Raw genomic sequence first — 14,897 nt, forward strand, 5'->3', positions numbered from 1 at the left:
CAGCTCAAGGCGGCAGCCTTCCACCGCGACTGCGATATGTCCGAGCTGGTACGGCAGGCACTCGATCAGTTTTTTGCGTAACTTCCGGAAATACTAAAGTCAAAAAGTCACAAAGTTATAGCTTTACGACTTTTTGACTTTTTAACTTTATGCTGAAATTCTGTTATGGAATACAGGATATACGGACAATTTACCGACAATACAGGAGATAAAAGTGAGAGTATACCGTGGCCGTTTATCTCAATCCGTGCAAGCTGCGTATTGTCGGCATGACGAATCACACGCACAATAAATACAAAACCGTGATGGAAAGGATGCTGCGCCACAAGGATACCTTCCCGTGGGAGCGTCTTGTTCCGCCATCACTTCCCGTGGAAGCAGGCAGAAGATGCCGTGAAGGCCGGTATGACCCGCGAAAGCATGAAGGTCGTTATCGACCCGTGGATGGAGTAAGTATCTCGCTTCCGTCCCTCTTGTAAAACTGCCGTGTGGCTGAAAAAACGGGGGGGGGGACACGGGGCTTCCACCCCGTCAAGCTGGATTTGCACCATCAAATCCGTTGCTTGTCAGACTATACCACACCTTTTCTTCTCAATAAACAAAACCCGGAGCATAGACTGAAAAAGCAGTCTGTGCTTCGGGTTTATTTGGCAGCGGCAGGTGTGGAGATAAGTTGATTTTTGCTGCCGTAAGGGAAAAGTGCTTCTGAATCTCGAACAGGGTCCGGTCTGGTTTCAGTAAGAGCAAGAGCACTAAAAACAGCTATGAGAATTTGGATAATACTAACGAAATAATTGCAAATATTCGTTTGGCTATTGTGTTTATTTTTCAAATATGCTATATATAAGGCAAGATATAAGACAAGCAATTCATACGTATGCAAAGAGGTGAAAACAGTTGAAAACGATTACTTCCGTCGAACTTGCCAAATTAGCTGGTGTGTCGCAATCAACGGTTTCCCGTTGCCTGAATGACAGTCCGCTGGTTTCAGAAGAAACAAAGGCAAGAGTCAAAAAGCTAGCGAACAAATACTCTTTTCAGTTTAACACTAACGCACGGGGGTTAAAAACCAACCGCACCGGTGTGATCGGATATGTATTCTCAGAGGATTTTACCGGCTTTGCAAACCATTATATTCAAAGTGATATTTACTATCGCATACGTATGCAGCTCGTAAAGGAAGGGCTGGATCTGGTGCCGGTGTTCGATGAAGGGAAATACGGTGAGTCTTTTTCCATCGAGAAGAGTATCAGTAATCGACGGTTTGATGCTCTGATCTTTAACCGACCGCAGGTGGGTGAGCGAGTCAAAAGCCTACTGCATGAAACAAAAATTCCATTTATCTATATTTACGATACGAATGAATCACTGAATGAGTCGTATATGATCGCCCCGAGCCATTCACAGATTGGCAGTCTGGTCGGTAAGACGTTTTGCGAAGCTGGCTATACACGATTTGTGGAAATTATCGGACCGCAACATCGAATCGACGTGATACATAAACATGAAGCTTTTGCACGTGTTTTGCATCAGCATGGGTATAAGCTGCCAGATACGCACATTCTGCATGCAGATTACAACCTGAAGCAGGCTACGCAGCAGGTTTTGGAGCATATTGAACTGTTCCAGCCGGGTACAGCATGTTTTGCGCAGAACGATATGATGGCATTAGGTGCGCTGGAAGCACTGCGCGAGCAGGGAATTCAGGTGCCGGATGATGTGGTTCTGATTGGTTCGGATAATATCCCGATGGGCAGCTGGTTTACGCCGCATTTAACCACTGTGGCAATAGATTATGACAAGATTATCAATTTAACAGTAGAATGGGTCATGGCAATGGCATCGAACAAACTGCCGGATACCTACCGGTATATACTGGACAGCAAATTGATCATCCGAGACACATTCTGTCCCTCAGCAGGAGAATAATTCTTTTATTCTCCGCAATTGAATACGTATGCAAACGCGAAAAAGCGTTTCAAATATGAAAAAGAAAGAAGGAAAAGAAAATGAAAGGAAAAAAATTGATGGCTATGCTGATGGCGGGCTCCATGCTGCTGGCAGGTCTGACGGGCTGCGGCGGTGCCAATGCAAAGGGAGGCAATGCTGCGGCAGATGCGGCTGATTACCCGAATGGACCGGTAACAATCATTTGTCCGTGGGGTGTCGGCGGCGGTGCCGATGTCATCTCCCGCAAGATCTCGGAGGTGGCCAAGAATTATTTTGATCAGCCGATCATTGTAGAAAATCACACAGGCGCTTCCGGCACCATCGGCATGATGGATGCCATGGATGCGGATGCGGACGGTTATACTATGGTCGTCACCAACGGTCCGTTATTTTCGTTGACTCCGAAGTACATCGATGTATCCTATGAGCTTTCTAATTTCACTATGCTGCGCGGTATGCGTCAGGTTGCGCTGATGATCTTCACTAATCCGCAGAAATCCGGCATGAAGACGTTTGATGATCTAATCAACTACGGCAAAACGCATAAGATCACGTATGCAACTTCCTCCGGCCCGGGCGGTGACCAGTACGTTGTTTCTTCTGCAATGTTCAAGGCGCTTGGTATCGAAGCGGAGCCGGTCGTTATGGGCAGCGAGGCAGAATCGATCAATGCAGTGGTTTCCGGTCAGGTAGACTGCGGTCTGGGTACGCCTCCGGCATACTACTCGCATCAGGAAGAGGGTACGATCCAGGCGGTCGCAACTTTCTATCCGGAAACGGTTCAGACTCCGTACGGTGAAGTAAAGTCCATCAAGGACTGGGGTGTTGATGTTGAATTTGCCGGCATGGACTGTCTGGCTGTTCGCTCGGACGTTCCGCAGGAGATTGTAGACAAACTGAATGCAATGCTCGATGACGTATATGCCGATTCCAAGTTCACCGGTTTTATGGACGAGATGGGTTATCCGCTGTGGGATGCCAAGGGTGACGAAGTGACGCAGTTTATCGAGGATCAGATGGACAGCATGGACAAATACGTGGAGATGCTCAAGTAACAGGCTGGTCTGTTTAAGGCAATACCGCACAATGAAAGCGGCGGCTCCTTGCGCAGGCTCCGGTCGCGCTGCCGCGGCTCCTTGTGCAGGCTCCGGTCGCACTGCCGCGGTGCTTTGCGAAAATTATGCGGTATTGCCTTTTAATCTGGTATGAGAGGTGACAAGATTGAAAGTAAAGCTAAATTCGAATATGATAACAGGCGTTCTGTTTCTGATCGTTTCTGTTGCCCTGCATATTCTGATACCATCGCAGATCCGGACGTATGAAACCAGCGCGGTGACTGCTGCAACAGTTCCGACGCTTCTGATCCGCGGCATGATACTTTGCAGCGTGATCCTGCTGGTGCAGGGTATCCTGTCCAAGGAAAAGACCGAATACACGATTTCAGGAGCCATTTTTACCAGAGAAAATCTGCTGCGGCTGAAACCGGTAATCTATATTGCCATGCTGATCGCATACGCGCTGCTGCTTCCGCATATCGGATTCATCATTTCCTCGCTGCTGCTTGCCAATGGCATTCTGCTGTATTTCGGTACGAGAAAATGGTGGTTCTATGCGATTGCCAGTGCAAATGTAATCGTTGCGTACTTTGCATTTCAGGCAATGAGCGTGACTCTGCCATAAGAAGGAGGAAGCGCATATGTTAGATAACTTGATGACCGGTTTGGCGCTGATGGCCTCGGCAGAGAGCTTCATTGCTATCTTCATCGGTCTGTTGGCAGGTATCGTTATCGGTGCCATTCCGGGTTTGACTGCGGATATCGCGATCATCCTGTGCCTGCCGATTACATACAGTATGGAACCGATCCCGGCGATGCTTCTGCTGCTTGGCTTGTATTGCGGCGGCACATACGGCGGCTCCATTACTGCAATTTTGATCAATACACCGGGTACGCCCTCGAGCGCAGCGACTGTGCTGGATGGTTATCCCCTGACACAGCAGGGCAAGCCGCTGAAGGCTCTGACGATGGCGCTGTATGCCTCGTTTTTCGGTGGCCTGTTCAGTGCGCTGGTATTGCTGTTTGCTGCACCGAAAATTGCACATTTCACACAGATGTTTGGCCCTCCGGAGTATTTCTGCATCGCAGTGTTTGGATTGTCTATTATTGCAAGCATCTCGAACGGCAATATCATCAAGGGTCTGCTCGGCGGCCTGATCGGTATTTTCATTGCACTGCTGGGACAGGATTCGGTCAGCGGTACGCTTCGGTTTACCTTTGGTGTCCGTCGACTGGGCGCCGGTATCCCGCTGATCGTTACGCTGGTCGGTCTGTTCGCAATTGCCGAATTGCTCAGCCGCTCGGATTATAATCCGCGTACAGATGCGACGCGCAGTCAACATTTGAAGCTGGACCATGAGAAGCTGTCCTGGGCAGAGATCAAGCGCTGCCTCAAAACAATGACAATCTCTTCGCTGATTGGTACGATTGTGGGTGCTATCCCGGGTACAGGCGGCGGCATTGCAGCTTTTATCAGCTACGATCAGGCGAAAAAGACCTCCAAATACCGTGATCATTTCGGTCACGGCGAGATCGAAGGCGTTTCCGCAACCGAGTCTGCCAATAATGCAACGACCGGTTCTACATTGATTCCGCTTACAACACTGGGCGTGCCCGGTGACGGTTGTACGGCAATTCTTCTGGGTGCATTTATGCTGCAAGGCATGGTGCCCGGTCCCTCCATGTTCAAGGAGCACAGCGATATTCTGTACGGCATTATGATTGGTCTTGTCGTTATCAATATCCTGATGCTGATTATCGGTCGTGTGTTTACCCCGCTGTATGCCAATATCACACGTATTCCTTATGAGCTGATGAGCGCAATCATCATTGTTTACTGCATTACCGGTGTCTATTCGAGCGAAGCCAGCACATTCCAGGTACTTCTGGCGGTCATCATCGGCGCATTTTCGTTCCTGCTGCGCAGGCTTGGATTCAGTGTTGTACCGATCATCCTCGGCGTAGTTCTTGGTGATCTGGTGGAAACGAATTTCCGCAACTCGATGGTAATGTCCAGCAATTCTCTGTCCATCTTCGTAACACGGCCGTTCAGCCTGTTGTTCCTTGCGCTGGCTGTGCTTTCGATTGGAATGTTCTTCTACAAGGCAGCAAAGGACAGAAAAAAGCAAAAAACAGAGTTAGATTAAAAAGGAGTTTCAGATGAAGTATTATACTGAGCCGAGCCGGGAGATCCCGGTTGCGGCAGAAACGGAAGTCCTTGTTGTAGGTGGCGGCCCCGCAGGTTTCGGCGCCGCCCTGCACGCAGCACGCATGGGACGAAAAACGATGCTGATCGAGCAATACGGCGCGGTCGGCGGTGTGGCAACCACGGGCATTATGAGTCATTGGACCGGCAGACAGGACGGCGGCTGCTTTGAAGAGCTGCGCGAAAAGGCACGCGACTGTGAAGCGGAGCAGGTCATCAATCCGGAAAAACTGCGTATTCTGATGCTGGATATGCTGATGGAGGCCGGCGTTAATGTACAGCTGTACACAGGCTTCAGCGATGTCATTATGGAGGGAAACCGCGTTGCGGGTGTAATCACAGAGAGCAAATCCGGCCGGGAAGCGATCCTGAGCAAAATGGTGATCGATTCGACCGGCGACGGCGACGTAGCCGCACGTGCGGGCGTTCCGTTTGAAAAGGGACGTTCGACGGACGGCGGTATGCAGCCGATGACGATCATGTTCAAGGTTGCCGGCGTAGATATGGATCGCGCCATGTTCTTCTGGGGCTTTGAGGATACGGTCCAGCTGCCGGAAGGCGATCTGCAAACACTCGGTCGTCAGGAATTACCCTCTCCGGCAGGTCATATCCTGCTGTATCCTTCGTCGCTCCCCGGCGTTGTCACAGTCAACATGAGCAATATGACCGATGTGGACGGCACAAATGCAAGAGATCTGAATCGTGCTGAATACGTATGCAGAAAGCAGCTTCCCGAGATTATTGCATTTCTGCGCCGGCATGTGCCGGGATATGAGGGCTGTTATCTGATCGACAGCGCCGATGTGATCGGTGTGCGTGAAACCCGCCGGTTTGAGGCGAATTATCAGCTGAACGAGCAGGATATTGCGCAGGCTCGTACCTTTGAAGACTGGGTAGTTACCAAGTCGAATTTCTTCTTTGATCTGCACAATGTAGAAGGCGCCGGACTGGATGCCAATGGTGAATACAAGGCGTTCAAGCAGCCGAAGCCGTATACGATCCCACTGCGCTGCTTTGTACCAAAGACGGTGGAGGGTATTCTGCTGAACGGACGCAATATTTCGGGTACGCATAAGGCACACTCCAGCTATCGCGTAATGCCGATTGTAATGAATATGGGGCATGCTATGGGTATTGTTGCCGCGATGTGTGTTGCGCAGAACAAAAAGCCGCTGGAATTAGATATTCACGAAGTGCAGGATGAACTGCGCAGAACGAATGTAGAACCGTAAACTCAGGAAAGGAGACACAGTTAATATTATGCTGAAACGAATGCCCCGCACGATGACAGCAGAGCAGTCGCTGAAAAGCGGACTGTTCAAGCTGAGAGATATTGCCGCCTGTGCTTATGGCAATGGAAAGTGGATTCAATACCGGGATGCCGCAGGCACCTGTAAGCTTACGATGTCCATGGGAGAGATCGTAAAAAACGCCAGTCTGGAAGATGTTGAAGCGTCAAAGGCGCTTGCAGTGCTGTCGACAGGTACTCTGCCGGAGAACGGCGTAAAATCTATGGTGATTCTGCTGGTATCTCTGTTGGAAAAAGCGGAGAACCTCGGCTGCACGGAAGCGGATGTGAACGCAGTTTATGCGCTTCTGGAATATGCGGCAGAATATCTGCCAGCTATCGCGAAAGAGAATAACGGTGAGCTGCTCGGCAGCGTGCTGCCGTACATGACACTGATTAAGCCATTGAACAAACGGGCGCGTGAACTGGGCAATGAACGTGCAGCAGCAACGATGGAATATGCCCTGACAACGCTGCTCCTGACGTTTACCGAAGCCAACGGTGCAAATGGATACGGTGTATATGAACGCATGAAAACACTGGCGCCCAATCAGTTTTTCAGCCTGAATCAGGTTGGCATTGAGAGATCAATTTCCGTGGATAGTCCTTATACTGACATCTGGACGATGGGATTTGATCCCATCGACGGAACGATTAAGGATTGTCGTGACATGGCATATCGCGATAAAGAGGAGGACGTACGAAACGTATTACTCACGGTGAAGAATGCCCTGCAGGTTATTTGGAATATTGCCGCAAGTCTGTGATACGTGAATACACTGTCTGAGACAGCAGGTATGAAATCGCTCCAGCGATCGGCGTGTATTTACCCAATCTTCATGACCGGATAAACAAATATCCGACTCCTCCTGTTTGTTTTCCAGATCTCAGTTGTTGAAAATCATATCACCCTACTTTACCCAAAAGGAGCTTCCACGCACGGCGATGGAGGCTCCTTTATTTTTCCGGCTCGCCGAACGGATAGCGCCATTTACTGGATCGTAGGTTACTACAGTCGGATCACTGACTGTCCATTCTACCTCATCGTTCGGAATTCGATCTCCGGTAGTAGGATTATAGGCAAATATGTTGCTAACCTGTTCACAATCGTCGATTCCCAAGACTTCGTGATCGGCTGCAGCACCAGCTGCTCCTGTGCGGCCGAATCGCCAGTGCGGCAGCGTGACAGAATTTCGCTCATATCTTTTGAGGGCATACAGAGATCTCCTGAAACTTATACGTCCTTGTGACTGCCGATGTATACGCTGTAGCTCGCGCCATCCCATGCAACAGCCTGATCGAGTGCATTGGAAACGGCGCGGACCGGCAGATAGGTCGTGCCCTTGCAAAGCAGCACGTCAACCGTCTTGCCGTTGACGTCGGTCGGAACAATCAGCTTGTCGTTCACATAGACCTTAACCCCGGTTTCAACAGCCAGCTTTTCCATTCGACGTTTCGCATTGTACTCGCCCGAGGCCTTGCCGCCCAGAATGGACGACTGCGAGTTGGCGATAGCTTTCAGCTTAGCAAGCACAGCATCTGGCGCAGGAGCCAGATTCGACGGAACAATTTTATCAAAGTCTGCGTTGTAAAGTGTTGTACGGTATTGCGTTATAGTTCCCTGTTCAAGCCATGTATGCATTTGTTCAGAGGCATTTCCATAGTCATTCTGTTTGCCAGTAACAAGGTCAACACTCATACCCTCATGAGCAACGGTATTATAGTCAAGCACTACACCGTTGTCCAAGTATTCTTTCACCTTGTATACCACATCATAAAATGCATATCCCTTGGATATCTGCCATTTGGAGTCTACAATGGTTTCCACATAATCTTTACTTAGTAGTGTTTGATCTTCAATCGATACACCATCCGTTCCGGGCCATGCAACCCATTCACCAGCCGGCTGCCAGAACAAATATTTCTTTCCATCACGAGATAGTATTTCCAGACTACGCGGGAAATTACGAGAATCATTCTGTGTAAAGATAAACGGTACTTCCTTCTCAACCAACTTTACCGCAGAAGATCCATTCCACGAGTAAACCATATACTTACTGGACGCATTTGTACCATGCTTATCCCACTGGTCAGCCGGAATCTTGTCCTTCGTATTGCAAACGCAAAGCAGTTCTTCGTTTCCGTCACCGTCAAAATCAATCAGCATCGCCGTCACCAGACCGCTTATAATACTGCCGCTGACAGCGCGCTTGCCGTACTTGCTCTGCAACTGCTCGATCACCGAAACATACGCTTTTGCACGGTTTACCGCATTCTGGTCTACCTTATGCTCGCCGAGATACGCACTGGACGTCGTTCCATCCCATGCGATCGGCACATTGAGCGCCGCAGATACCGCGCGAATCGGCAGATAGGTTGTGCCGTTGTACAGCATTGGCTCTACCGGATTGCCGTTTGCGTCACCCGGATTGAGCTTCTGGTCATCCACATAAACCGTTACGCCGCGACCAACCGTGATGTTCTTCTGCGTCAGCGCGGACGCAAACGGCATACTCATCACCAGTGCCGCACCCAGCAGACCAGCGGTCAGCCGCTTGCCGAATATTTTCATCGTTTGATTTTCATGCCTGTTCATACTTTTTCTTCCCTTTTATATTTTGAATGATAATGGAAACCATAATAACCTGATTATACCACAGTTTCCGACTATTTACTATTCTCATTGCATTCAATACATGGATAGGATATAATGGTATCAATATAATTTACATTAACACGAAACAGGATAAGGGGTATGAAAATGAAAAAAAGACTGATCTCCATTGCCATGGCGGCTGTTATGGCGGTCGGAAGTATTCCGGCGGCAGGCGCACTGCTTGATGGCTTCAACAATACGCGTACTTACTCCGATCAGTTTACGGATGTGCCATCAACAGCATGGTATTACAATTCGGTCAAATCGGCTTATGAACTTGGGATTACTGCCGGTACGAGCGCATCTAAATTTTCACCCGATCAGAATTTAACTACCGATCAACTGACTGTTTTTCTGGCGCGCATTCATGCGGCATACCATCACAATGAAATCGTTGAAGTGCAAAATCCATCGAGCTGGGCTGATAAGTACTATTATTATGTAGAGCAGTATATCGACAGCAGTTATCGAGACAGCATTTTCGGTGGCAGGGATCATGAGCAGCGCTGGCATTTTGCATACTGGATCAGCAAGGCGCTGCCGGATTCTGCATATACCGCTATTAATAATGTGCCGGATGGACAAATCCTTGATTTGACCGAAAATAAAATTTATACCGAAGACGGGTCTTTCGATGAGATCTCCAACCGCATCTATATGCTTTACCGTGCAGGCATTCTGACCGGCAATACGGCATACGGACATTTTAATCCGAAAGGATATGTTACCCGTGCAGAAGTAACCGCAATTATTACCCGTATGATCGATCCGGATCAGCGTAAGACATTTCAGCTGAAAGCAAAACCGACCTCCGGTCCTGCGAGCTTTTTAGGTGAATATTTTGCTTCTGACAATGACACAAGCCGTCCTTGGCTTGGCTGTTCGCTTGAAATTACAGATGTAACAGACAAGGAAGTAACCTTTCAGTTCGACCACATCAAGTCCGGACGCGTGATTCTTTTCACGGCGGAAAAAGCGAAATTTACTTCTGCGAATACAGCAGTTGCAAACGGAACCGCGTGCTATTCAGAAGTTCCCTCAACGATGGAGAAGATTAAATATGTGCTGACGTTTACTGATCATAATATCAATGTTAAAACGTATGGCAGCGACCCTTACCGCTATAGCTATAATGTTAATTTCACCAGTACAGGCGCAATGAATTAACAGCAGTATATATCCCTACACCAGTTTACAACTTTATAAATGATAGACTTGTTGATGAATCAGCTGCTTTAAGGCCTTTAATAACCTGCTTTTTTCCTGAAATTCAGGCATAACCTGCCGGATCATGGAGGCTGCCAGTTCCAGTTTAGATTCTTTTTTCTGCCACATACGATAGCCAGGAGGAACGGAAAGGAAATATTATGTTACAAAAATTATATGTTTTTTTCAGGAAAGAAACCGTTTTGTCAATTGCAGTGATCCTGGCGCTTCTTTCTATGTTCTGGGTCAGAACGGATAAGGCTTATTTTACTTATATCGATTTCAGGACTCTCGGGCTCCTCTTCTGTTTGATGGCAATTGTAGCTGGTTTGAAGGCTGTTGGTGTTTTTGATATACTTGCCAAAAAACTGCTGATGGGAACATCGGGAACTGTGGGTGTGATCAGGCTGTTGGTACTCTTATGTTTTTTCCTGTCAATGGTGATCACCAATGATGTGGCATTGATTACTTTTGTTCCTCTTGCACTGATCATTGTGCATAAACTGCCAAAGGAACTGGGCAATTACTGGCTTCTTAAAATAGCAGCCATGCAGACAATCGCTGCTAATCTCGGAAGCATGCTCACACCAATCGGAAATCCGCAGAACCTTTATCTATATGCCAGAGCAGGGATGTCCGCGGCAGAATTAATAACCCTGATGCTTCCCTATTCCGCCACAGCACTTATCCTTCTTCTGATATGGATACAGGCAGCCGCTGCCAAAGCACCTCACGTATGCGGTTCCGAAAAAGATAAAACTCTTTTGGGATTCTCGGACAGAAAAGAACTTAACATGGAATACCTGGCCGCTTACCTGATCTTATTTACAATCTGCCTGCTCACTGTTGCACGTATCATTCCATACCAGATTCCTCTTGTATTGGTTCTTATATATATGCTGCTAAGAAACAGGGAAAATATAAGCAGGGTGGATTACTCCCTGCTTGCCACCTTTATCGCATTATTTATTTTTATCGGCAACCTTGGAAGGATTCCGCAATTCAGCAGTTTTCTGGAAAGAATCATGGCAGGAAGGGAAACACTTACTGCTGTTCTTGCCAGTCAGATTATGAGCAATGTTCCCGCTGCGCTTCTTTTATCCGGCTTTACAGATAATTACCGGGCTTTAATTGTCGGAACCAATATTGGAGGTCTCGGCACTCTGATTGCATCCATGGCAAGCCTGATAAGTTTCAAATATATTGCAAAAGAAAACAGGAATCTGAGAGGGAGGTATTTGGGAATATTCACAGCCTCCAATATTATATTCATGATATTCATGTTAATATTGTATTTTTTTCTTAGATAAAGGTTTTCCCGGAATTACAAAAGCTATAGCAATTCTTTCTTCGCAAAAGATTCTCCGCGGCACTTTGCTTTTTCCAATGAAAAGATCGGAGATTACTATACAGAAAAGCGACAGGCAAGAACCTGTCACTTTTCTTTTATTTGAGGAAAATGAAATTACCACTTTTTAAGTTCCCATGCCTTGAAACTATTGGGATCATTCCCCCATGCAGCCGAATTCCATTCTTTCATTCCAACAAAAAGAACGGTTTCGGTTTCAGTGACGGTGATGCCGTCATACGTGCCGCCAATGCCGCCGCCAGTGCTAATGAGGTAATTCTTTTGCACGTGAGTTCTTAAACCACTTGGCATATGGATTGCATTTTCCTCCGCTTCCTCTCCCGGATGAGCGTGGACTTGCTGATGCCGGTGAGCTTGACGACCTGCGCGTAGGAATGGTCCTCAAGCAGAGCCATTGCATGGTCAAGCTGCTCGGTGTCGAATTTCGGCGGCCGGCCTTCACGGAAATTCGGGTCGGTGGCACGCGCGACCGCCTTGCCCTCCTGTGTGCGCTGCACGATCATGTCGCGCTCGAACTGTGCAAACGACAGCAGCACGTTACGCAGCAGCGTGTTGACCGAGTCGTTGGACAGGATGCCGAGGTTCAATACGTTGATGGTGATGCCCTCGTCGATCATCTCGGTGATGAGGCCGGACGCCTGCGACACCGACCGCGCGAGGCGGTCGAGCTTGGTGACGATGAGCACATCGCCTTTTCGTAGCTGCGCCCGCAGCCTGTCGAACTCCGGGCGCTCGATCTTCGTGCCGGTGAAGGTGTCTGTATAGATTTTTTCCGCGCCCGCCGCCGTCAGCGCCGCCTGCTGCGCGTCCAGACTGTTGCCGTCGCGTGCCTGCGTTTTGGTGGATACTCTCGCGTAGCCGAATGTCATGTAAATTCCCCCGTTTTCCCGGTTTTGACACCGCGAGTTTTGAATATATGTTTTGATACCCATATTATAGCTTATGCCACCGGGTTTTGCAACCGGTGGCAATACTTGAAGGTTTTGAGACCGGTTGATTTGGTGCGAACCTCGTGTTATAATAACAGTAAATAAGGTTGTTACAGGCAGGTTCGCACCGGGGAAAACCGACAATATCACGAATGGATACGCAAAAATACAGAAGATAATACAAAAAGATTGTAGGAATGCCGAAAATCCGCATTGTATTTTTCGCATTTTTGCTGTAACAGCTCGCGCCCCTGCGGGGGCCAGCAACCTAACGCACCATGGATTTCGTGATCAATTTGTTATATGTAACAGCTCGCGCCCCTGCGGGGGACAGCAACCCGTTTGTCATGGAATCCATGAACCGTAGAACGTCATGTAACAGCTCGCGCCCCTGCGGGGGACAGCAACTTCTTGCAAACCAAATCTTCATATCGGATATCGCCGTAACAGCTCGCGCCCCTGCGGGGGACAGCAACACCGAGGCTTGCTGTGAAGAGTAACCTGAATAGCGTTAACGTAACAGCTCGCGCCCCTGCGGGGGACAGCAACGTTTACATTGGTCCAGATACCACCACGCTCGCAGAGTAACAACTCGCGCCCCTGCGGGGGACAGCAACAATAACTCTCTGCGCGAATAACATTGCCATCATTAGTAACAACTCGCGCCCCTGCGGGGGACAGCAACTGAATGAACAGCGATAATGTAGCGAAATCTGCACGTAACAGCTCGCGCCCCTGCGGGGGACAGCAACTCCAAGCTCTTCTCGTCGCGACGACTATATTTCGGAGTAACAGCTCGCGCCCCTGCGGGGGACAGCAACGCGCAGCCGTCGATCACAAGCACATACCAGCCGCGCGTAACAACTCGCGCCCCTGCGGGGGACAGCAACTGTTTCGATATGTGCTATTTGCTACCGTGGTCTTTGTGTAACAACTCGCGCCCCTGCGGGGGACAGCAACGGATTCAGCTCGTCACAGACTGCCCATTCGTGGTAACAGCTCGCGCCCCTGCGGGGGACAGCAAATGTAATTCATCGATATCGAAATTCTCTAAATCGTAACAGCTCGCGCCCCTGCGGGGGACAGCAACCCCTCTCGACCGATCTTCTCCTGGTATTCATCCTTGTAACAGCTCGCGCCCCTGCGGGGGACAGCAACTATTCGCCCAGGTCAAAATTGAGATCGAACATTATAGTAACAACTCGCGCCCCTGCGGGGGACAGCAACTCAACGCGCTGTTCACCATCAAGCAGAATATCGTAACAACTCGCGCCCCTGCGGGGGACAGCAACATTTCCCCTTCTGGCGAAATCATTACTTCGAGATAACGTAACAGCTCGCGCCCCTGCGGGGGACAGCAACAAGCTCTCCTTGATGATAGCCTGATCCATCTTAATGTAACAGCTCGCGCCCCTGCGGGGGACAGCAACATAATACCGATCGGCTCAGTCTCACCAAGCTTCTGTAACAACTCGCGCCCCTGCGGGGGACAGCAACCAATGGCTTTCGCTCTGATGTCCAGATATTTCTCGTAACAGCTCGCGCCCCTGCGGGGACAGCAACGTTCCGAAGAACTCATGAAGTTCATTTTTAGTCTTGTAACAACTCGCGCCCCTGCGGGGGACAGCCAAAAACCGATCTGTCAATTTTGACAGGTCGGTTTTATTTTTTTGCCCGAACTGTGAAAACCGCCGAAAAATTTCTGATACCTATACAGAAGGACTTAGAAAGGACGAGAGGTGAACCGCATGTTTGTAATCCGTGAGCCGTGGCTGGATTTTCCGCTGTTCGGCGAGGACAATCCGCTCCTCGACTGGGTGAAAGACACCATCTGCTACTAAGCAGACCTAAATCCACAGCAGGGGAGGTGAAAAATTGAAAACCGTGTTATGGATATCGCGCCACGCCATGACCGAACCGCAGCTGCGCGACCTTGCGCGCGTGCTGGGCGATACGGTGCAGGTGCTGCCGTACACCCAAACCGTAAAACAGGCGGACGTACTGCGCCCGCTGATCGAGCAGGCGGATGCCATAGCCGCCGTACTGCCGGTGGAGCTGCTTGCCGAGCTGGTAACGCTCGCGGACGAACGCCCGGTGCTGCAGTCGGTCGCCGGACGCAGGTTCACCGGCCGCACGCTGCATCTGGCTGACGGACAGACCGAGCCGGAGATCGCCTTCGAGCACCTGTACTGGCAGCAGATTGTCAAGCTGGAACTCCAAACCCGGCGGCTGTAACAA

Annotated in this window: 12 protein-coding genes; 9 read left to right on the forward strand and 3 right to left on the reverse strand. The window is 49.4% G+C overall.

Annotated features, from left to right (window positions below; all coding sequences use genetic code 11):
* Positions 1-897 precede the first annotated feature (897 nt).
* The 6 genes from PGY33_RS10560 (at position 898) to PGY33_RS10585 (ending at position 7,266) form a co-directional block, all read left to right on the forward strand.
* Positions 898-1,929 (forward strand): LacI family DNA-binding transcriptional regulator, encoded by a 1,032-nt coding sequence (locus PGY33_RS10560; protein ID WP_270478537.1) that lies wholly within the window; start codon positions 898-900, stop codon positions 1,927-1,929.
* An 80-nt stretch (positions 1,930-2,009) separates the two neighbouring features.
* A complete protein-coding gene (locus PGY33_RS10565; RefSeq protein ID WP_270478539.1) occupies positions 2,010-3,005 on the forward strand; it encodes a tripartite tricarboxylate transporter substrate binding protein in 996 nt (331 codons plus the stop codon).
* A 166-nt stretch (positions 3,006-3,171) separates the two neighbouring features.
* Complete coding sequence (locus tag PGY33_RS10570; protein ID WP_270478542.1) at positions 3,172-3,630, forward strand: tripartite tricarboxylate transporter TctB family protein; 459 nt, start codon at positions 3,172-3,174, stop codon at positions 3,628-3,630.
* A gap of 16 nt (positions 3,631-3,646) precedes the next feature.
* Entirely contained in the window at positions 3,647-5,152 is a 1,506-nt protein-coding gene (locus tag PGY33_RS10575; RefSeq protein WP_270478543.1) for a tripartite tricarboxylate transporter permease, read from the forward strand.
* A gap of 13 nt (positions 5,153-5,165) precedes the next feature.
* Positions 5,166-6,443, forward strand: coding sequence for an FAD-dependent oxidoreductase (locus PGY33_RS10580; RefSeq protein WP_117491949.1), 1,278 nt, complete (start codon positions 5,166-5,168; stop codon positions 6,441-6,443).
* Positions 6,444-6,471: 28 nt separating this feature from the next.
* The gene (locus tag PGY33_RS10585) at positions 6,472-7,266 is read left to right on the forward strand and encodes a hypothetical protein (protein WP_270478545.1); all 795 of its coding nucleotides are present in this window, start codon (positions 6,472-6,474) and stop codon (positions 7,264-7,266) included.
* Positions 7,267-7,733: 467 nt separating this feature from the next.
* Here the strand turns inward: PGY33_RS10585 and PGY33_RS10590 are convergent, their stop codons facing one another.
* Complete coding sequence (locus PGY33_RS10590; protein ID WP_158575238.1) at positions 7,734-9,095, reverse strand: stalk domain-containing protein; 1,362 nt, start codon at positions 9,093-9,095, stop codon at positions 7,734-7,736.
* A 165-nt stretch (positions 9,096-9,260) separates the two neighbouring features.
* Between PGY33_RS10590 and PGY33_RS10595 the strand changes: the two genes are divergently transcribed.
* Together PGY33_RS10595 and PGY33_RS10600 are read left to right on the forward strand one after the other, a co-directional pair.
* Positions 9,261-10,322 (forward strand): S-layer homology domain-containing protein, encoded by a 1,062-nt coding sequence (locus tag PGY33_RS10595; protein WP_158575236.1) that lies wholly within the window; start codon positions 9,261-9,263, stop codon positions 10,320-10,322.
* Positions 10,323-10,522: 200 nt separating this feature from the next.
* On the forward strand, positions 10,523-11,671 hold the full coding sequence (locus PGY33_RS10600; RefSeq protein WP_270478552.1) for an SLC13 family permease: 1,149 nt from the start codon (positions 10,523-10,525) through the stop codon (positions 11,669-11,671).
* A 155-nt stretch (positions 11,672-11,826) separates the two neighbouring features.
* On the opposite strand, the gene PGY33_RS10605 is transcribed toward PGY33_RS10600, so the two are convergent.
* Complete coding sequence (locus PGY33_RS10605; protein ID WP_118481103.1) at positions 11,827-12,021, reverse strand: hypothetical protein; 195 nt, start codon at positions 12,019-12,021, stop codon at positions 11,827-11,829.
* On the reverse strand, positions 12,006-12,599 hold the full coding sequence (locus PGY33_RS10610) for a recombinase family protein (RefSeq protein ID WP_118481102.1): 594 nt from the start codon (positions 12,597-12,599) through the stop codon (positions 12,006-12,008). Before PGY33_RS10610 ends, PGY33_RS10605 begins: the two co-directional genes overlap by 16 nt.
* Before the next feature lie 1,935 nt (positions 12,600-14,534).
* Here PGY33_RS10610 and PGY33_RS10615 point away from each other — a divergent pair.
* Positions 14,535-14,894 carry a hypothetical protein gene (locus PGY33_RS10615; protein ID WP_118481101.1) on the forward strand — a complete coding sequence of 120 codons (360 nt, stop codon included), beginning with the start codon at positions 14,535-14,537 and terminating at the stop codon, positions 14,892-14,894.
* The last annotated feature ends 3 nt before the right edge of the window (positions 14,895-14,897 follow it).

It is taken from the genome of Butyricicoccus sp. AF18-9LB (assembly GCF_027684505.1).
Lineage (GTDB): Bacteria > Bacillota > Clostridia > Oscillospirales > Butyricicoccaceae > Agathobaculum > Agathobaculum butyriciproducens.